19 protein-coding genes and 5 tRNA genes are annotated in these 16,234 nt (G+C 70.9%); 6 read left to right on the top strand and 18 right to left on the bottom strand.

Annotation, left to right across the window (positions count from 1 at the left end; genetic code table 11):
• Nucleotides 1-117 precede the first annotated feature (117 nt).
• Complete coding sequence (rpmB, locus tag ACWCV3_RS12025; protein WP_003993230.1) at nt 118-303, top strand: 50S ribosomal protein L28; 186 nt, start codon at nt 118-120, stop codon at nt 301-303.
• A gap of 79 nt (nt 304-382) precedes the next feature.
• Here rpmB and thiD read toward each other — a convergent pair whose 3' ends face one another.
• Together thiD and ACWCV3_RS12015 are read right to left on the bottom strand one after the other, a co-directional pair.
• Nucleotides 383-1,180 carry a bifunctional hydroxymethylpyrimidine kinase/phosphomethylpyrimidine kinase gene (thiD, locus tag ACWCV3_RS12020; protein ID WP_451222112.1) on the bottom strand — a complete coding sequence of 266 codons (798 nt, stop codon included), beginning with the start codon at nt 1,178-1,180 and terminating at the stop codon, nt 383-385.
• Nucleotides 1,177-2,139 (bottom strand): thiamine-phosphate kinase, encoded by a 963-nt coding sequence (locus ACWCV3_RS12015; RefSeq protein ID WP_401446668.1) that lies wholly within the window; start codon nt 2,137-2,139, stop codon nt 1,177-1,179. Before ACWCV3_RS12015 ends, thiD begins: the two co-directional genes overlap by 4 nt.
• 205 nt (nt 2,140-2,344) lie before the next feature.
• On the opposite strand from ACWCV3_RS12015, the gene ACWCV3_RS12010 reads away from it, so the two are divergent.
• Nucleotides 2,345-2,578: an Lrp/AsnC ligand binding domain-containing protein gene (locus tag ACWCV3_RS12010; protein ID WP_451222110.1), complete on the top strand. Its 234-nt coding sequence runs from the start codon at nt 2,345-2,347 to the stop codon at nt 2,576-2,578.
• A gap of 20 nt (nt 2,579-2,598) precedes the next feature.
• Complete coding sequence (locus ACWCV3_RS12005; protein ID WP_451222108.1) at nt 2,599-3,117, top strand: DUF3515 domain-containing protein; 519 nt, start codon at nt 2,599-2,601, stop codon at nt 3,115-3,117.
• A gap of 83 nt (nt 3,118-3,200) precedes the next feature.
• On the opposite strand, the gene ACWCV3_RS12000 is transcribed toward ACWCV3_RS12005, so the two are convergent.
• From ACWCV3_RS12000 to ACWCV3_RS11990, 3 genes are read right to left on the bottom strand one after another with little or no spacing between them, the layout of a single operon-like run.
• Nucleotides 3,201-4,358: a D-alanine--D-alanine ligase family protein gene (locus ACWCV3_RS12000; RefSeq protein WP_451222106.1), complete on the bottom strand. Its 1,158-nt coding sequence runs from the start codon at nt 4,356-4,358 to the stop codon at nt 3,201-3,203.
• 59 nt (nt 4,359-4,417) lie between these two features.
• The gene (locus tag ACWCV3_RS11995) at nt 4,418-5,428 is read right to left on the bottom strand and encodes an NAD(P)H-dependent glycerol-3-phosphate dehydrogenase (RefSeq protein WP_451222104.1); all 1,011 of its coding nucleotides are present in this window, start codon (nt 5,426-5,428) and stop codon (nt 4,418-4,420) included.
• Nucleotides 5,425-6,255, bottom strand: coding sequence for a lysophospholipid acyltransferase family protein (locus ACWCV3_RS11990; RefSeq protein ID WP_451222102.1), 831 nt, complete (start codon nt 6,253-6,255; stop codon nt 5,425-5,427). Before ACWCV3_RS11990 ends, ACWCV3_RS11995 begins: the two co-directional genes overlap by 4 nt.
• Nucleotides 6,256-6,477: 222 nt before the next feature.
• Between ACWCV3_RS11990 and cofC the strand changes: the two genes are divergently transcribed.
• Both cofC and ACWCV3_RS11980 read left to right on the top strand, forming a co-directional pair.
• Entirely contained in the window at nt 6,478-7,128 is a 651-nt protein-coding gene (gene cofC, locus ACWCV3_RS11985) for a 2-phospho-L-lactate guanylyltransferase (protein WP_451222100.1), read from the top strand.
• A gap of 9 nt (nt 7,129-7,137) precedes the next feature.
• Nucleotides 7,138-7,341 carry a hypothetical protein gene (locus ACWCV3_RS11980; protein ID WP_451222098.1) on the top strand — a complete coding sequence of 68 codons (204 nt, stop codon included), beginning with the start codon at nt 7,138-7,140 and terminating at the stop codon, nt 7,339-7,341.
• A gap of 109 nt (nt 7,342-7,450) precedes the next feature.
• Here the strand turns inward: ACWCV3_RS11980 and ACWCV3_RS11975 are convergent, their stop codons facing one another.
• From ACWCV3_RS11975 to leuC, 4 genes are all read right to left on the bottom strand, one after another.
• Complete coding sequence (locus ACWCV3_RS11975; protein ID WP_451222096.1) at nt 7,451-8,068, bottom strand: HU family DNA-binding protein; 618 nt, start codon at nt 8,066-8,068, stop codon at nt 7,451-7,453.
• Nucleotides 8,069-8,205: 137 nt separating this feature from the next.
• The gene (locus ACWCV3_RS11970; protein WP_451222094.1) at nt 8,206-8,436 is read right to left on the bottom strand and encodes an SCO5555 family protein; all 231 of its coding nucleotides are present in this window, start codon (nt 8,434-8,436) and stop codon (nt 8,206-8,208) included.
• A 263-nt stretch (nt 8,437-8,699) separates the two neighbouring features.
• On the bottom strand, nt 8,700-9,293 hold the full coding sequence (leuD, locus tag ACWCV3_RS11965; protein WP_451222092.1) for a 3-isopropylmalate dehydratase small subunit: 594 nt from the start codon (nt 9,291-9,293) through the stop codon (nt 8,700-8,702).
• A gap of 2 nt (nt 9,294-9,295) precedes the next feature.
• A complete protein-coding gene (leuC, locus tag ACWCV3_RS11960; RefSeq protein ID WP_451222090.1) occupies nt 9,296-10,723 on the bottom strand; it encodes a 3-isopropylmalate dehydratase large subunit in 1,428 nt (475 codons plus the stop codon).
• A 197-nt stretch (nt 10,724-10,920) separates the two neighbouring features.
• On the opposite strand from leuC, the gene ndgR reads away from it, so the two are divergent.
• Nucleotides 10,921-11,637 (top strand): IclR family transcriptional regulator NdgR, encoded by a 717-nt coding sequence (gene ndgR, locus ACWCV3_RS11955; protein ID WP_130332632.1) that lies wholly within the window; start codon nt 10,921-10,923, stop codon nt 11,635-11,637.
• Nucleotides 11,638-11,810: 173 nt separating this feature from the next.
• Here the strand turns inward: ndgR and ACWCV3_RS11950 are convergent.
• From ACWCV3_RS11950 to ACWCV3_RS11910, 9 genes are all read right to left on the bottom strand, one after another.
• Nucleotides 11,811-11,883, bottom strand: a tRNA-Glu gene (locus ACWCV3_RS11950).
• Nucleotides 11,884-11,911: 28 nt separating this feature from the next.
• Nucleotides 11,912-11,983, bottom strand: a tRNA-Gln gene (locus ACWCV3_RS11945).
• A gap of 21 nt (nt 11,984-12,004) precedes the next feature.
• Nucleotides 12,005-12,077 (bottom strand) — tRNA-Glu (locus ACWCV3_RS11940).
• A gap of 28 nt (nt 12,078-12,105) precedes the next feature.
• Nucleotides 12,106-12,178: transfer RNA gene (locus ACWCV3_RS11935), tRNA-Glu, on the bottom strand.
• A gap of 39 nt (nt 12,179-12,217) precedes the next feature.
• A tRNA-Gln gene (locus ACWCV3_RS11930) sits at nt 12,218-12,289 on the bottom strand.
• A 91-nt stretch (nt 12,290-12,380) separates the two neighbouring features.
• Nucleotides 12,381-13,109, bottom strand: a complete 729-nt coding sequence (locus tag ACWCV3_RS11925) for an HAD family hydrolase (protein WP_451222088.1) — start codon at nt 13,107-13,109, stop codon at nt 12,381-12,383.
• A gap of 99 nt (nt 13,110-13,208) precedes the next feature.
• Nucleotides 13,209-14,693 carry a glutamate--tRNA ligase gene (gene gltX, locus ACWCV3_RS11920; protein ID WP_451222086.1) on the bottom strand — a complete coding sequence of 495 codons (1,485 nt, stop codon included), beginning with the start codon at nt 14,691-14,693 and terminating at the stop codon, nt 13,209-13,211.
• Nucleotides 14,686-15,471 (bottom strand): fumarylacetoacetate hydrolase family protein, encoded by a 786-nt coding sequence (locus tag ACWCV3_RS11915; RefSeq protein WP_451222084.1) that lies wholly within the window; start codon nt 15,469-15,471, stop codon nt 14,686-14,688. The genes gltX and ACWCV3_RS11915 overlap by 8 nt, the downstream gene beginning before the upstream one ends.
• Nucleotides 15,472-15,852: 381 nt before the next feature.
• A complete protein-coding gene (locus ACWCV3_RS11910) occupies nt 15,853-16,047 on the bottom strand; it encodes a hypothetical protein (RefSeq protein ID WP_451222082.1) in 195 nt (64 codons plus the stop codon).
• Nucleotides 16,048-16,234: the final 187 nt, after the last annotated feature.

The following is a 16,234-nucleotide window of genomic DNA, read 5'->3' as shown; positions in this document are numbered from 1 at the left end:
CCGATCCCGGTCGGGCCATTCCCCCTGGCAGCGCCACTCAAGATCTCGGATCTCCTGATCTCGATCCCGGCATGCCGGGATCAACCGTAAGTGCATCTGAAGTCTTTGGAGTGACCCGTGGCTGCCAACTGCGACGTCTGCGGCAAGGGGCCGGGCTTCGGCAACAACATCTCGCACTCGCACCGCCGTACGTCCCGTCGCTGGAACCCGAACATCCAGCGCGTCCGTACCGTGGTCGGCGGGACGCCGAAGCGCGTGAACGCTTGCACCTCGTGCATCAAGGCCGGCAAGGTCTCGCGCTGACGCACAGCTAAGCGCGCGGCCACTGTCGGTTGCTGCGAAGAGCCGGTCCACCCTCGGGTGGGTCGGCTCTTCGCGTTGTCTACAGACGCCAGCCGTGGTCCACGGGCCCGATCCCGGCGCCCAGGGCGAACCCGTGGGCGATGGCCCCGGTGACGTACTCCTTGGCCGCCGTGACGGCCTCCGGGACGGACCGTCCCTTCGCCAGCTCCGAGGCGACGGCGGAGGCGAGGGTGCAGCCGGTGCCGTGGGTGTGCCGGTTGTCGTGGCGCGGGGCGCGCAGCCGGAACTCCTGGTCCCCGTCGGTGAGCAGGTCCACGGCCTCGCCGGTGAGATGCCCGCCCTTGATCAGCACCCACCGGGGCCCGTGGGCCAGTACGGCTTCCGCCGCCGGACGCAGGTCGGCCTCCGAGACGACCACGACCCCTGTGAGCTGAGCGACCTCGTCCAGGTTCGGGGTGGCCACGGTCGCCACCGGGAGCAGCCGGGTGCGCACCGAATCCAGGGCGGAGGCGGCGAGCAGGGGGTCGCCGTGCTTGGAGACGCCCACCGGGTCCACCACCACGGGCGCGTCCGTGCCGGAGACCAGTTCCGCGACCGCCTCGACCAGTTCCGCCGAGGACAGCATCCCGGTCTTCACGGCCTGTACGCCGATGTCGTCCACCACACTGCGGTACTGCGCCCGCACCGCCTCCACCGGCAGTTCCCAGACGCCCCGTACACCGAGGGAGTTCTGCGCGGTCACGGCGGTGACCACGCTCATCCCGTGCACGCCGAGCGCCAGCATCGTCTTCAGGTCGGCCTGGATGCCCGCCCCGCCGCCGGAGTCCGAGCCGGCCACGGTGAGGACGCGTGGCGGCGCCTGCCCGGCGGGCCTCACTCCGGGTCCCCGAAGTGGTCCCAGCCGCCCGTGGCGGTCCACGGAGCCCCGTCCACGGTGACCTGGGGCAGCGCCGAGGGGTTGAGCACCTCGCCGATCACCTTCCAGCGGGCCGGGAGCTTGGTGTCGGGCGGGAAGGTGGCCACGATCGCGTGGTCCTCCCCCCCGGTGAGCACCCACTGCAGCGGGTCGACCCCGACCGCCTGGCCGATGTCGTTCATCTGGGTGGGGATGTCGATCGCGCCGGAGCGGATGTCTATCCGGACCTTGCTGGCTTCCGCGATGTGCCCGAGGTCGGCGATCAGTCCGTCGCTCACGTCGCACATCGCGGTCGCGCCGAGCGCGGCGGCGGCCGGGCCCGCGTGGTACGGCGGCTCGGGACGGCGGTGGGCCTCCACGAAGGCGCGCGGCGAGCGGAAGCCCCGCGAGAGCACCGCGTACCCGGCGGCGGACCAGCCCAGCCAGCCCGTGACGGCCACCAGGTCGCCGGGCTGCGCGCCGGAGCGGGTCACCGGTTCCTGGTTGCGCAGGTCGCCGAGCGCGGTGATGGACACCATGATCGTGTCGCCGCGTACGACGTCGCCGCCGACCACGGAGGCGCCCGCGACCTGGCACTCGTCGCGCAGGCCGTCCATCAGCTCGGTGGGCCAGGTCACCGGGAGTTCGGCGGGGACGACCAGGCCGAGCAGCAGCGCGGTGGGCACGGCGCCCATCGCGGCGATGTCGGCGAGGTTCTGGGCGGCGGCCTTGCGGCCCACGTCGTACGCCGTGGACCAGTCGCGGCGGAAGTGCCGGCCCTCCAGCAGGATGTCGGTGCTCGCCACCACCCGGCGGTCCGGGGCGGCGACCACGGCGGCGTCGTCACCGGGGCCGACCCGGACCGCCGGGGTGGTGGTGAGACGGGAGGTCAGCTCCCGGATGAGCCCGAACTCACCAAGCTCACCCACTGTGCCCTTCATGGCCTCAAGCCCCTTCTGTACCTGTCCCGTGCCCGGTCGCGCGTCATCAGTGTCCCCGATACGGTCGAGGTGACCGTCGACTTCCGTCGTGCCCGCACCACGGCACGCGTGCCCCTTTTCCCGGGGTCTCCCCCCGGAGAGCGGCGACGCGATACCGTGGCGTTCCTCTTCCCCACATGATCCTCGTGGTCACCCTGGAGGTTCCGTGGTACAGGCGTACATCCTGATCCAGACCGAGGTCGGCAAGGCGTCGACCGTCGCCGAGACGATCGGCAGGATCGCTGGAGTGATCCAGGCCGAGGACGTGACGGGACCCTATGACGTCATCGTCCGCGCCCAGTCCGACACAGTCGACGAGCTGGGCCGCATGGTGGTCGCCAAGGTCCAGCAGGTGGACGGCATCACACGCACCCTGACCTGCCCGGTCGTGCATCTGTAGCCCCCGTCTACGCTTGGCCGGTGAACTTCTTCCGTCACCGGCCCCTCGGCCTGCTCGCGCCCGCGCTGCTGATCGCGGTCGCGGGCTGCTCCACGGCGGACGACGGCACCACGGTCGCGGCTCCCCGTCCCGACGCACGGACCGCCCCCCTGTGCCGGCGTCTGGACGAGGCGCTGCCCGACAAGGTGGACGGCCGGCACCGCGACGACCCGCGGCCCGCTTCCGCCTACACGGCGGGCTGGTCGGGCCCGGCGATCATACTGCGCTGCGGGGTGGTCCGGCCGCCGAGGATGACCGACCCCAAGGTGGCCCAGGGCCACGACCCCGCCGCGCTGGCCGGCGGGGTGGACGGCGTGGACTGGCTGATGGAGAAGCAGGACGACGGTTCCTCGCGCTTCACCACCGCCAACCGCCGCGCCTACGTGGAGATCACGCTGCCGCGGGAACTGTCCGGCCCGGACGACTCGACGGCCGCCCTGGTCGACCTGGCCCCGGCCGTGAAGAAGGCGATCCCCGAGGGGATCGCCTCCATGCGGTGACGCGGTGCGCGCTCTGGGGTCCTCAGGTCGGATCAGGCCGGATCGGGGACCCCGCGAGCCCGGCATGATCCGACCGGGAGGCCCTAACGCAGTCCGGTCGGGCGGCGCAGCGCCGCCTGGATCAGCCGGTCCACCAGCTCCGCGTAGCCGATGCCGGACGCCTCCCACATCTTGGGGTACATCGAGATCGGGGTGAAGCCGGGCAGGGTGTTGATCTCGTTGATGACGAACTCGCCGTCCTCGGTGAGGAAGAAGTCCGCGCGGACCAGGCCCTCGCACGACGCCGCCTCGAACGCCTCGACCGCCAGCCGCTGGAGTTCGGCGGTCTGCTCGTCGGTGAGCGGGGCCGGCACGACACCGGGCGTGGAGTCGATGTACTTGGCGTCGAAGTCGTAGTACGCGTGCGCGCTCGGCGGCGGGATCTCGGCGGGGACCGAGGCGCGCGGGCCGTCCTCGAACTCCAGGACGCCGCACTCGACCTCGCGGCCGGTCAGGGCGGCCTCCACGATGATCTTCGGGTCGTGGCGCTGGGCCTCGGCGACGGCCTCGTCCAGACCGGAGAGGTCGTCGACCTTGGTGATGCCGATGGAGGAGCCGGCGCGGGCGGGCTTCACGAACAGCGGCCAGCCGTGCTCACCGGCGAAGTCCACGATCCGCCTGCGGGCGGCGGACTCGTCCCGCTGCCACTCGCGGGGCCGGATCACCATGTACGGGCCGACCTTGAGCCCGAAGGAGGTGAACACCCGCTTCATGTAGTCCTTGTCCTGGCCGACGGCCGAGGCGAGCACGCCCGAGCCGACGTAGGGCACACCGGACAGTTCCAGCAGACCCTGGAGGGTGCCGTCCTCGCCGAAGGGGCCGTGCAGCACCGGGAAGACCACGTCGACCTCGCCGAGCGCCTTGGGCACCGCGCCGGGCTCGCTGTAGACGACCTCGCGGTTGGCCGGGTCGACAGGGAGCACCACTCCACCCTCGGTGGCCTCCGCCACGTCCAGGACCTCCGGGGTGCGGCGGTCCGTGATGGCCATCCGCTGCGGCTCGTCGGCCGTCAGCACCCAGCGGCCGTCGCGGGTGATGCCGATCGGCAGGACGTCGTACTTGGTCCGGTCGATGGCGCCCAGGACGGCACCCGCGGTGACGGTGGAGATCCCGTGTTCGGAGGAGCGGCCGCCGAACACGACGGCCACCCGCGGCTTGCGGGGCTGCGCTGCAGGGCTCTGGGGGAGGTTCTCGGTGCTCATATCGCGTTGAGAGTACCCGTTGGTAGGGCCCCCTGACAGCGTCGACCCGGCGCTTTCGCTCAGCGTCGTTCGGGCTTCGCGCTGCGCGACATCAGCTCCTTGAGGGCGACCATGGGCGGCTTGGCGTCGTGCACGATGCCGACGACCGTCTCGGTGATCGGCATGTCGACGCCGTGCCTGCGGGCCAGATCCAGCACGGACTCGCTGGACTTGACGCCCTCGGCGGTCTGCTTGGTGACCGCGATGGTCTCCTCGAGCGTCATGCCCTTGCCGAGGTTGGTGCCGAAGGTGTGGTTGCGGGACAGCGGGGAGGAGCAGGTCGCCACCAGGTCCCCGAGTCCGGCGAGTCCGGAGAAGGTCAGCGGGTCGGCGCCGAGCGCCACGCCGAGCCGGGTGGTCTCCGCGAGGCCGCGTGTGATGAGCGAGCCCTTGGCGTTGTCGCCGAGTCCCATGCCGTCCGCGATGCCGACGGCGAGACCGATGACGTTCTTGACCGCGCCGCCGAGTTCGCAGCCGATGACGTCGGTGTTGGTGTACGGCCGGAAGTACGGGGTGTGGCAGGCCGCCTGGAGCCGCCGGGCGACCGCCTCGTCGGTGCAGGCGACCACGGCGGCGGCGGGCATCCGGGCGGCGATCTCACGGGCCAGGTTGGGGCCGGTGACCACGGCGATCCGCTCGGGTCCGACCTTGGCGACGTCCTCGATCACCTCGCTCATCCGCATGGCCGAGCCGAGTTCGACGCCCTTCATCAGGGAGACGAGCACGGAGTTCGGCGCGAGCAGGGGGGCCCAGTCGGCGAGGTTGGCGCGCAGCGTCTGCGAGGGAACCGCCAGGACGACGAAGTCGGCGTCTCCGAGCGCCTCGGCGGCGTCGGAGGTGGCGCGGACCCCCGGCGGAAGTTCGACACCGGGCAGGTAGCCGGGGTTGGCGTGCGTGGAGTTGACCGCGTCGGCCACTTCGGCTCGGCGGGCCCAGAGGGTGACCTCGCAGCCCGCGTCGGCGAGGACCACGGCGAACGCGGTGCCCCAGGAGCCGGTGCCCATGACGGCGGCCCTGACAGGTGTGCTCACTTGCCGCTTCCCCCTTCGGTGGCGGTGGGCGTGGCCTCGGCGGCGGGCGCGGGGATCGCGTCCTGGACCTGGTCGTGGACGGCCGGGGCGGACTGGGCGCGGGTGCGGCGGCGCTGCTCGATCCGCTCGCGGCGCGGGTCGTAGGGCACGGCCGGTGCCTTCTCGCCGCGGATCTCCTCGAGCTGGCGGGTGACGGCCGCCATGATCACCTCGGTGGCCTCCCTGAGGACGTCGGCGGTCATCTCCCGGTCGTAGTACGGGGAGAGGTCCACCGGCGGGCCGGCCAGCACGTGGTGGGTCTTGCGCGGGAAGAGGTGCGGCTTCTTCGTGTAGGGCGGCAGCAGTTCGTTGACGCCCCACTGGGCGACCGGCACGACCGGGCACTTGGTCTGCAGGGCCACTCGGGCGGCTCCGGTCTTGGCCGTCATGGGCCAGCCGTCGGGGTCGCGGGTCAGGGTGCCCTCGGGGTAGAAGGCGACGCACTCGCCCTTCTCCACCGCCTCGATCGCGGCGCGGAACGCGCTCAGCGCGTCGGTGCTCTCGCGGTAGACGGGGATCTGCCCGGTGCCGCGCATCACGGCACCGACGAATCCCTTCTTGAAAAGGCCGCTCTTCGCCAGGAATCGCGGAACCCGTCCGGTGTTGTACTGATAGTGCGCGTACGCGAAGGGATCCACGTGGGAATTGTGGTTCACCGCGGTGATAAATCCGCCGTCGGCCGGAATGTGCTCCATTCCACGCCAGTCCCGCTTGATCAGAACCGCCAGCGGCGGTTTGCAGATCACCGCGGCGAAGCGGTACCAGAAGCCGATTCTGCGGCGGGACACGCGGACACCTTCCTCCATGGCCTCTGAGGGCCTTCACCTAGGCCGGGGGCCGCACAAGTGTGACTCCGGGCCGCCGGTCTGTCGAGAACACCGTACGCCCGCATGTCCGCGGCGACCGCCCCCGGACTGGCCTTCACAGCATTCCCCCACACCCCGGGGCGGCTCGGACCGCCTGGTGGGAGCGGGGGACAATGGGCGCGAGGAGAGAGGGACGGTACGCCGGTGCAGTGGAGCTTGGTCATCCCCCTGAAGCCCTTGGCGCGGGCGAAAAGCAGGCTCGCGGACGCCGTCGCCGAGGGGGCGCGGCCGGGGCTGGTGCTGGCGTTCGCGCGGGACACGGTGGCCGCCGTGCTGGAGTGTCCCGGGGTGGCGGATGTGGCGGTCGTCACGGACGACCCGGTGGCCGGGCGGGCACTGGCCGCGCTGGGCGCGAGGATCGTGCCGGACGAGCCGGCCGGCGGGCTGAACGCCGCGCTGGCGCACGGCGCCTCGGCAGTACGCAGGGTCCGCCCGGAGGCGGCCGTCGCCGCGCTCAACGCCGACCTGCCCGCGCTGCGCCCGGCGGAACTGGCGCGGGTCCTCACGGCGGCCTCCGAATTCCCGCGCGCCTTCCTGGCGGACGCGGCCGCCCGGGGCACGACGCTGCTGGCGGCGGCGCCCGGGCGGGAGCTGGCCCCGGCCTTCGGCGGCGCCTCGCGCGCCCGGCACCGCGCCTCGGGCGCGGCGGAACTGGCGCCGGGGAGTGTGGAATCGGTACGGCAGGACGTGGACACGGGCGACGATCTGCGGGTGGCGCTGGCGCTGGGCGTGGGCCCGTACACGGCGGCGGCGAGCGCCTCGTGGACCATACCGGTGCCGCTCGCCGGGCAGTAGGCTGCCGACATGCAGGCCACCGCTTACACCTACGACCCCGGGAACCGCAGCGGGCAGGTGCTGCTCGACGACGGCACCCCGGTGCCCTTCGACGCGGCCGCTTTCGACGCCGGCGGGCTGCGGTTGCTGCGTCCCGGTCAGCGGGTGCGGATCGAGACCGAGGGGCGCGGCGAGGGGCTGCGGATCACGCTGGTCACCCTCCAGACCTTCTGAACGGGCCCTGTGCGGCCATACGAACGCACCGCGGGCCGGACTCCCCGGGGGAGTCCGGCCCGGCGCGTGTGAGCCCCTGAGGGGCCGGGTGCCGTGGAAGGCCGTGCCTCTAGCGGGCGGTGCTCTTCTTGGCGGTGGTCTTGCGCGCCGTCGACTTCTTGGCGGGCGCCTTCTTGGCGGTGACCTTCTTCGCGGGAGACTTCTTCGCGGCCGTCTTCTTCGCGGCCGCGGTGGTGCCGGTGGCCTTCTTGGCGGGAGCCTTCTTCGCCGCGGCCTTCTTGGCGGTGGCCGTGGTCTTCTTCGCCGGCGTCGCCTTCTTGGCGGTGGTCTTCTTCGCGGCGGCCTTGGTGGCCTTCTTGGCCGCTGCCTTCTTCACGGTGGCGGAGGCGCCGCCGGTCAGGCTGCCCTTGGGCGCCTTCTTCACGGAGACCTCGCCACCACGGGGAAGCTTCTTCGAGCCGCTCACCAGGTCCTTGAAGCCCTGACCGGCGCGGAAGCGCGGGACCGAGGTCTTCTTGACCCGCACACGCTCGCCCGTCTGGGGGTTACGGGCGTAGCGGGCGGGGCGGTCCACCTTCTCGAAGGACCCGAAGCCGGTGACCGAGACCCGGTCTCCCGCGACGACGGCGCGGACGATGGCGTCCAGGACGGCGTCGACAGCATCGGCGGCCTGCTGGCGGCCGCCCATCTTGTCGGCAATCGCTTCTACGAGCTGCGCCTTGTTCACGTCTTCCCCTTCGGAGACATCGCCAGAACGAAAGTGTTCAAGCATTTTCGCACGTTAGGCAGATATATACCGCAAATCAAACACGAAACGGGCTTATCACCCTTGTGCCGCATCGGGTTCGGCGGTCACGGACGGATTCAGTGGTCCTCTTCGGGCATCCGGCCCGCTTCGAGGTCCGCGGTGAATCGTTCGAGACGCGTCGCCGCGCCGGCGAGATCGTGTTTGGCCGCGGCCGTAATGACCAGCAGCTTCCGGGTCAGCGCCATCCGTACGCCCTCCGGGACTTGCAGTGCGCGCACGGTTGCGTGCGCTTGTTTGAGCTGGTCCGCGACTGCCGCATAGAGCTGGAGTTGGCCGTCGTGTTCCATGCACAGATTGTGCCATCTGGGGCGAGTTGTCGCCTGCGCAGGGGGCAACTGCCGCCTCCGCGCGCCGTCTCGGGACCCGGCGAGGGAGCGTCGCGGGAGAACGTCCGCACCTGCAACTTCGCTGCTATGAGGGGAAGTTGAGGAGGACGCCGGGCACGGCCGGAAGCGTCCGGACCCGGACATGCGCGTACCCCCAATCGTGGCGATCAGGGGTACGCGGCGGCCTTCGAGGTGGCCGAAACCTTATGCGTGCGAGCGGTTGCTCAGCTCGTCAGGGTGCGGGGCTTGTGAGCCGGGCGGGCCTTCTCGAAGGCGGAGATGTCGTCCTCGTCGCGCAGGGTGAGGGAGATGTCGTCCAGGCCGTTCAGCAGCCGCCACCGGGAGTTCTCGTCCAGCTCGAAGGAGGCGGTGACGCCCTCGGCGCGCACCTCGCGGGCCTCGAGGTCGACCGTGATCGGAGCCTTGGGGTCGCGCTCGGTCAGCTCCCACAGCGCGTCGACGATCTTCTGCTCCAGCACCACCGTGAGCAGGCCGTTCTTCAGCGAGTTGCCCCGGAAGATGTCGGCGAAGCGCGCGGAGATCACGGCCTTGAAGCCGTAGTTCTGCAGCGCCCACACGGCGTGCTCGCGGGAGGAGCCGGTGCCGAAGTCGGGGCCGGCCACCAGGACCGTGGCGCCCTGGCGCTCGGGCTGGTTGAGGACGAAGGTCCCGTCCTTGCGCCACGCCTCGAAGAGGCCGTCCTCGAAGCCGTCGCGGGTGACCTTCTTGAGCCAGTGGGCGGGGATGATCTGGTCGGTGTCCACGTTGCTGCGGCGCAGCGGCACGGCCCGGCCGGTGTGGGTGGTGAAGGCTTCCATCGTTATCGCACTCCAGCGGGCACGGGGGTGTCGGACAGGTCGGCGGGCGAGCCGAGGTGGCCGAGGACGGCGGTGGCGGCGGCGACCTGCGGCGAGACCAGGTGGGTGCGGCCGCCCTTGCCCTGCCTGCCCTCGAAGTTGCGGTTGGAGGTGGACGCGGAGCGCTCCCCCGGCGCGAGCTGGTCGGGGTTCATGCCCAGGCACATCGAGCAGCCCGCGTACCGCCATTCGGCGCCGGCCTCCTTGAAGACCACGTCCAGGCCCTCGGAGGCGGCCTGCAGGCCGACCCGCGCGGAGCCGGGGACGACCAGCATCCGTACGCCGTCGGCGATTTTGCGGTCCCGGAGGATCTCGGCGACGGAGCGCAGGTCCTCGATGCGGCCGTTGGTGCAGGAGCCTACGAAGACGGTGTCCACGGCGATGTCGCGCAGCGGCTGCCCCGCGCTCAACCCCATGTACTCCAGGGCCTTTTCGGCGGCGTACCGCTCCGATGCGTCTTCGTACGAGGCCGGGTCGGGGACGTGTCCCGAAAGCGGCGCTCCCTGGCCGGGGTTGGTGCCCCAGGTGACGAACGGGGAGAGTTCGCCGACGTCGATGACGACCTCGGCGTCGAAGGCCGCGTCGTCGTCGGTGCGCAGCGTCTTCCAGTACTCGACGGCCGCCTCCCAGTCGGCGCCCTCGGGGGCGTGCGGGCGGCCCTGGAGATAGGCGAAGGTGGTCTCGTCGGGGGCGATCATGCCCGCGCGGGCCCCGGCCTCGATGGACATGTTGCAGATGGTCATCCGCGCCTCCATCGACAGCTTCTCGATGGCGGAGCCGCGGTACTCCAGGACGTAGCCCTGGCCGCCGCCGGTGCCGATACGGGCGATGATCGCCAGGATCAGGTCCTTGGCGGTGACACCCTCGGGCAGATCGCCCTCCACGGTGATCGCCATGGTCTTCGGGCGGGCCATCGGCAGCGTCTGCGTCGCCAGGACGTGCTCGACCTGCGAGGTGCCGATACCGAACGCCAGCGCCCCGAACGCACCGTGCGTGGAGGTGTGGGAGTCGCCGCAGACCACGGTGGTGCCGGGCTGGGTCAGTCCGAGCTGGGGGCCCACCACGTGGACCACGCCCTGCTCGACGTCGCCCAGCGGGTGCAGCCGGACCCCGAACTCGGCGCAGTTCCTGCGCAGGGTCTCCAGCTGGGCGCGGGAGACCGGGTCGGCGATCGGCTTGTCGATGTCGAGGGTCGGGGTGTTGTGGTCCTCGGTGGCGATGGTCAGATCGAGACGACGGACCGCGCGACCGCTCTTGCGGAGCCCGTCGAACGCCTGCGGGCTGGTCACCTCGTGCAGCAGGTGCAGATCGATGTAGAGGAGGTCGGGCTCGCCCTCGGCGCGCCGGACGACATGGTCGTCCCAGACCTTCTCCGCGAGTGTCCTACCCATCGCTTTCCCTCCGGCCGGCCACGGTTCCGCCGACGCATCTAGAGAACCTGAGGAAGCGACGCCCGTGCAGTGATCCCGGTGCGTGCGGGCGTCTCGCACCGCGCCCGCCGTACGCGGGCCGCCGTGTGCTTCAAGAGTGGCGCGTTCCGGAGAAAATTGAACTTGCGTTTCACAGAGTGAGACGGGAGTATCGTTGCATGGACAACAGTAGCGGCGTCGGCGTTCTGGACAAGGCGGCCCTTGTCCTGAGCGCTCTGGAGTCCGGTCCGGCCACCCTCGCGGGTCTGGTCGGGGCCACCGGACTGGCACGACCCACGGCCCACCGGCTGGCCGTGGCTCTGGAGCACCACCGGCTGGTGGCGCGGGACATGCAGGGCCGTTTCATCCTGGGCCCCCGTCTGTCGGAGCTGGCCGCGGCGGCCGGCGAGGACCGGCTGCTGGCGACGGCCGGCCCGGTGCTCACGCATCTGCGGGACGTGACGGGCGAGAGCGCGCAGCTCTACCGGCGCCAGGGCGACATGCGGATCTGCGTGGCGGCCGCCGAGCGGCTGTCCGGGCTGCGGGACACGGTGCCGGTGGGCTCGACGCTCACGATGAAGGCGGGTTCCTCGGCGCAGATCCTCATGGCCTGGGAGGAGCCCGAGCGGCTGCACCGGGGCCTGCAGGGGGCGCGCTTCACGGCGACGGCGCTGTCCGGGGTGCGCCGCCGGGGCTGGGCGCAGTCGATCGGCGAGCGGGAGCCGGGCGTGGCCTCGGTCTCGGCGCCGGTGCGCGGGCCGTCCAACCGCGTGGTGGCGGCCGTCTCGGTCTCCGGACCGATCGAGCGGCTGACCCGGCACCCCGGCCGGATGCACGCCCAGGCGGTGATCGACGCGGCGACCCGGCTGTCCGAGGCGCTGCGGCGCTCCGGCTGAGCGCTTCCCCGACCGTTTCCACGCTTCCTCCCGGGTGGGAGCGGGCCCCAACGCCGCGGCCCGCTCCCACCCGGCCTGTCCGCCTGACCCAACCGGGCCCCGGCGCACGACCGTTGGGCGCGGACCCGGAAAACAGAGAAGGCCCCCCGCTTGCGCGAGGAGCCTTCCTTATGTACCCCCGACCGGATTCGAACCGGCGCTACCGCCTTGAGAGGGCGGCGTGCTAGGCCGCTACACAACGGGGGCCTGGACACTGCGTTTCCGCAGGTCCGAGCTGGTCTACCTGGACTCGAACCAAGACTAACTGAACCAGAATCAGTCGTGCTGCCAATTACACCATAGACCAATGATGGTTTAGACCAGTCAGTACCCCCGACCGGATTCGAACCGGCGCTACCGCCTTGAGAGGGCGGCGTGCTAGGCCGCTACACAACGGGGGCCCTAGCGATTCCGAGTGATCGGAACCAGTACCCCCGACCGGATTCGAACCGGCGCTACTGCCTTGAGAGGGCAGCGTGCTAGGCCGCTACACAACGGGGGCTCGCGGACAAGGTCCGCGGGTGCAGATGAGCTCTGCGAGCTGGCCTACCTGGACTCGAACCAAGACTAACTGAACCAGAATCAGTCGTGCTGCCAATTACACCATAGGCCACTGGAACGCAAGCCCCGAGCGGGGATCTTGTTCTAGCAGATGCGCCTGGGGCCCGGCCTTTCGGCCCGTTCCCCTCGGCGCAGGAAGAACATTACCCGAAGGTGGACGGGGCTCCAAAACGGGTATCCGCGCGGACCAGCGCCGGGAGTTCGGCGAGGGTGGTGATCCGGTGCGCCAGGGCCGGCCGGGCGGTCCGGGCGTGCGGGCCGCCCCGGTCGATCCACACGGACATCATCCCGGCCTCCGCCGCGCCCCGCCCGTCGATCTCCGGGTGGTCCCCGACGTACGCCACCTCGTGCGGAGGCAGACCCAGGCCCTCGCAGGCGGCCAGGAAGGCCCCGGCGGCCGGCTTGGACACCCCCAGCTCCACGGCGCACAGCACGGACTCGAACCGGTCCCGCAGGCCCAGGGCGCGCAGCTTGTGCTCCTGGACGGTCAGGCTGGAGTTGGACAGCACCGCGTGCCGGTACTCCGGGAGCGCGTCCAGGGCGGGCACCACGTCCGGGAAGACCTGCCAGGCCGCCTGGTAGTGCCCGACGTAGCGCAGAAACCATTCCTCAGCTTCGGCGTCGCTCAGTTCCGCGCCCAGGAACGCCCGCACCCGGTCCAGGCGCTGCCCCTCGAACGTGGCCTCCCCCGCGGCGTGCCGCGCCCAGTGCGCCTCGGTCGCCGACCGCCACGCCGCGAGCGCCTGCTCCGGCGTCTCGAACCGCGCGAGCAGCCCCTCCGCCAGGAGATGTGCCCGCATACCCTCACGGTCGGCGGTGGTGTAGTCGAAAAGGGTGTCGTCCACGTCCCAGACCACGGCTCGGATGCTCATGGCCCGACGGTAACGGGCGCCCGCTCCCGTGGCACCGTGGCGGAACGCCCAGGGGCGGCATCCGGTGGCCGGATGCCGCCCCTGGCGGTGTGGCGTTCGTTACGCCGCGAGCCGCTCCAGCGCCGCGTCGACGCGGGACAGCGTCTTCTCCTTGCCGAGGACCTCGAGGGACTCGAACAGGGGGAGGCCGACGGTGCGGCCGGTCACGGCCACGCGGACCGGGGCCTGGGCCTTGCCGAGCTTGAGGCCGTGGGCCTCGCCGGCGGCGAGCACGGCCTCCTTGAGGGACTCGGCCGAGGTCCAGTCGGCGGACTCCAGCTTCTCCCGGGCGGTGCGCAGGAGCGCGTCCGAGCCTTCCTTCATGGCCTTGGTCCACGACGCCTCGTCGAAGACGGGCTCGGGCAGGAAGAGGAAGTCGACGTTGTCGGTGATCTCGGAGAGCACCTTGAGCCGGGTCTGGGCGTGCGGGGCGATCGCCTGCCACTTGGCCTCGTCGAAGTCCTCCGGCGCCCAGGGGGCGAACGGGGCCCTCAGCCACGGGGCGCAGCGCACGGCGAAGTCCTTCGCGTCGAGCATCCGGATGTGGTCGGCGTTGATCGCCTCGCACTTCTTCAGGTCGAAGCGTGCCGGGTTGGGGTTGACGTCCGAGATCTCGAAGGCGGCGACCATCTCCGCGATCGAGAAGATGTCCTGGTCCGCCGAGAGCGACCAGCCCAGCAGGGACAGGTAGTTGAGCAGGCCCTCGGGCAGGAAGCCGCGCTCGCGGTAGAGGTTGAGCGAGGACTGGGGGTCGCGCTTGGAGAGCTTCTTGTTGCCCTCGCCCATCACGTACGGCAGGTGGCCGAAGGCCGGCATCCGCTGGGCGATGCCCAGTTCCATCAGCGCCTTGTAGAGGGCGATCTGGCGCGGGGTGGAGGAGAGCAGGTCCTCACCGCGCAGGACGTGGGTGATGTCCATCAGCGCGTCGTCGACCGGGTTCACCAGGGTGTACAGCGGGGCGCCGTTGGCGCGCACGATGCCGTAGTCCGGGACGTTCTCCGGCAGGTAGGTGATCTCGCCGCGCACCAGGTCCTCGAAGGTGATCGCCTCGTCCGGCATCCGGAAGCGGACGATGGGCTGGCGGCCCTGCGCCTTGAAGTCCTCGACCTGCGCCTCGCTCAGCTCGCGGCAGTGGCCGTCGTACCCGGAGGGCTTGCCGGCGGCGCGGGCGGCCTCGCGGCGGGTGTCCAGCTCGTCCTGGGAGCAGTAGCAGTGGTAGGCGTGGCCGCCGTCGAGGAGCTTGCGCGCGACGTCCTGGTAGATGTCCATCCGCTGCGACTGGCGGTACGGCGCGTGCGGGCCGCCGACCTCGGGGCCCTCGTCCCAGTCGAAACCGAGCCAGCGCATGGCGTCCAGGAGCTGGCCGTAGGACTCCTCGGAGTCGCGGGCCGCGTCGGTGTCCTCGATCCGGAAGACCAGGGTGCCCTTGTGGTGGCGGGCGAAGGCCCAGTTGAACAGAGCGGTGCGCACCAGGCCCACGTGGGGGTTACCGGTGGGCGAGGGACAGAAACGGACGCGGACTGTTGGGGCAGATGCGCTAGCCACGCTTGACAACCTTGTTGGTGAGAGTGCCGATGCCTTCGATGGTGACGGCGACCTCGTCGCCGACGCTCATGGAGCCGACACCCGCGGGGGTGCCGGTGAGGATCACGTCGCCGGGGAGCAGCGTCATGGCCTCGGAGATGTTGACGATCAGGTCCTCGATGGGGTGGATCATCTCGCTGGTGCGCCCGAGCTGGCGCTGCTCGCCGTTGAGGGTGAGCTGGACGGTCAGGTCGTTCGCGCGGGCGAGGTCGATGTCCGTCTCGACCCAGGGGCCGAGCGGGCAGGAGGAGTCGAAGCCCTTGGCGCGGGCCCACTGCTTCTCGGCGCGCTGCACGTCGCGGGCGGTGACGTCGTTGGCGCAGGTGTAGCCGAAGATGACGTCCTTGACGCGCTCGCGCGGGACCTCGCGGCACATCCGGCCGATGACCACGGCCAGTTCGGCCTCGTAGTGCAGTTCCTTGGTGAAGGAGGGGTACTGGACGTCGTCGCCGGGACCGATCACCGAGGTGGAGGGCTTGAAGAAGGCGAACGGGACGTCGGGCACCTCGCTGCCCAGTTCCGCGGCGTGCTCGGCGTAGTTGCGGGCGAAGGCCACGACCTTGTTGGGGAGCACCGGCGGGAGCAGCCGGACCTTGCTGAGGGGCACCTTGGTGCCGGACAGCTCGTGGTCGGCGAAGGGGATGCCCTTGATGATGTCGAGGACGAGCTCGTCCTGCTTGTCGCCCTCGACCGCGCCGAAGGCTACGTTCCCGTCGATGGAGAACCTGGCGATGCGCACGGGATTCTGGCGCCTCTCACTGAGAACCGGCGGACTGACGTCCCAGGTTAACCGGTCCGCGCGTCCCGTGTTCGGCCGGTGGTGCGGGCGCCGGTTATGCGGCGCGGAAACGGGCAGCGGATTAATTCCGGATTCCCGGGTGGCCCCGGGCGGGGCGAGGGCCCGGTGGCGGCGGGGGCTGCCCGGGCAGGGAGCCGTCGCGGGACACATTACGGGTAATGCCGCCGGACGGTGCCGGAAAATGCGCGGGGCGGGATTACCGGAGGGCGGATATCCGTCGCGGTGCCGGTAATCCGCCGGACCCGGAAAAGCGAGCGCGGCCCGGCGGGCCGTCGCGGGTGGACGGGCCGCCGGGCCGCGTTCGGGCGGGAGCCGGTGCGCTCAGACACCGACCTCGACCACGGCGGAGGCGGGCATCTCCATCAGAATGGTGCGCCGGGGGTTGGCCGTCCGGCCGGGGAGGTCGGTGGGGTGCTCGGGCAGCTCGGCGATCTGCAGTTCGCCGACGTCGTTCAGGTGCGCCAGCGTCGTGCGTCGCGGGTTCGCCGTCGTCTGGAACATCATCGTCGTCTTCACCGTTGTCGTCCTGTGGCCTCGTGGTCGGGTGGGAATGGGCAGAGCCGCCCATCCTGTAAAGCGTCAGGCTAAACATGCGAATCCCCGTCACTGACGTGAACCACCCGTGATCGACATGTGAGTTTGCTCACTACGAGCCATGCAAATGGGGCAATTGAGACTTCCGGCCCTGCATGACGAAACGGAC

This window comes from Streptomyces sp. NPDC001781 (assembly GCF_053596035.1).
The sequence above is the reverse complement of the archived record's forward strand: the minus strand, read 5'-3'. Positions and strand labels throughout refer to the sequence as shown.

What these genes read in the sequence shown, in the direction of transcription:
- ACWCV3_RS11980 (WP_451222098.1), top strand. Translation starts at nt 7,138, where the DNA reads ATGCAGGCCACCGCTTACACCTACGACCCCGGGAACCGCAGCGGGCAG.
- leuD (WP_451222092.1), bottom strand. Translation starts at nt 9,293, where the DNA reads ATGGAAGCCTTCACCACCCACACCGGCCGGGCCGTGCCGCTGCGCCGC.
- ACWCV3_RS11970 (WP_451222094.1), bottom strand. Translation starts at nt 8,436, where the DNA reads ATGGAACACGACGGCCAACTCCAGCTCTATGCGGCAGTCGCGGACCAG.
- ACWCV3_RS12000 (WP_451222106.1), bottom strand. Translation starts at nt 4,358, where the DNA reads ATGAGCACCGAGAACCTCCCCCAGAGCCCTGCAGCGCAGCCCCGCAAG.
- leuC (WP_451222090.1), bottom strand. Translation starts at nt 10,723, where the DNA reads ATGGGTAGGACACTCGCGGAGAAGGTCTGGGACGACCATGTCGTCCGG.
- ACWCV3_RS11925 (WP_451222088.1), bottom strand. Translation starts at nt 13,109, where the DNA reads ATGAGCATCCGAGCCGTGGTCTGGGACGTGGACGACACCCTTTTCGAC.
- ndgR (WP_130332632.1), top strand. Translation starts at nt 10,921, where the DNA reads ATGGACAACAGTAGCGGCGTCGGCGTTCTGGACAAGGCGGCCCTTGTC.
- ACWCV3_RS12015 (WP_401446668.1), bottom strand. Translation starts at nt 2,139, where the DNA reads ATGAAGGGCACAGTGGGTGAGCTTGGTGAGTTCGGGCTCATCCGGGAG.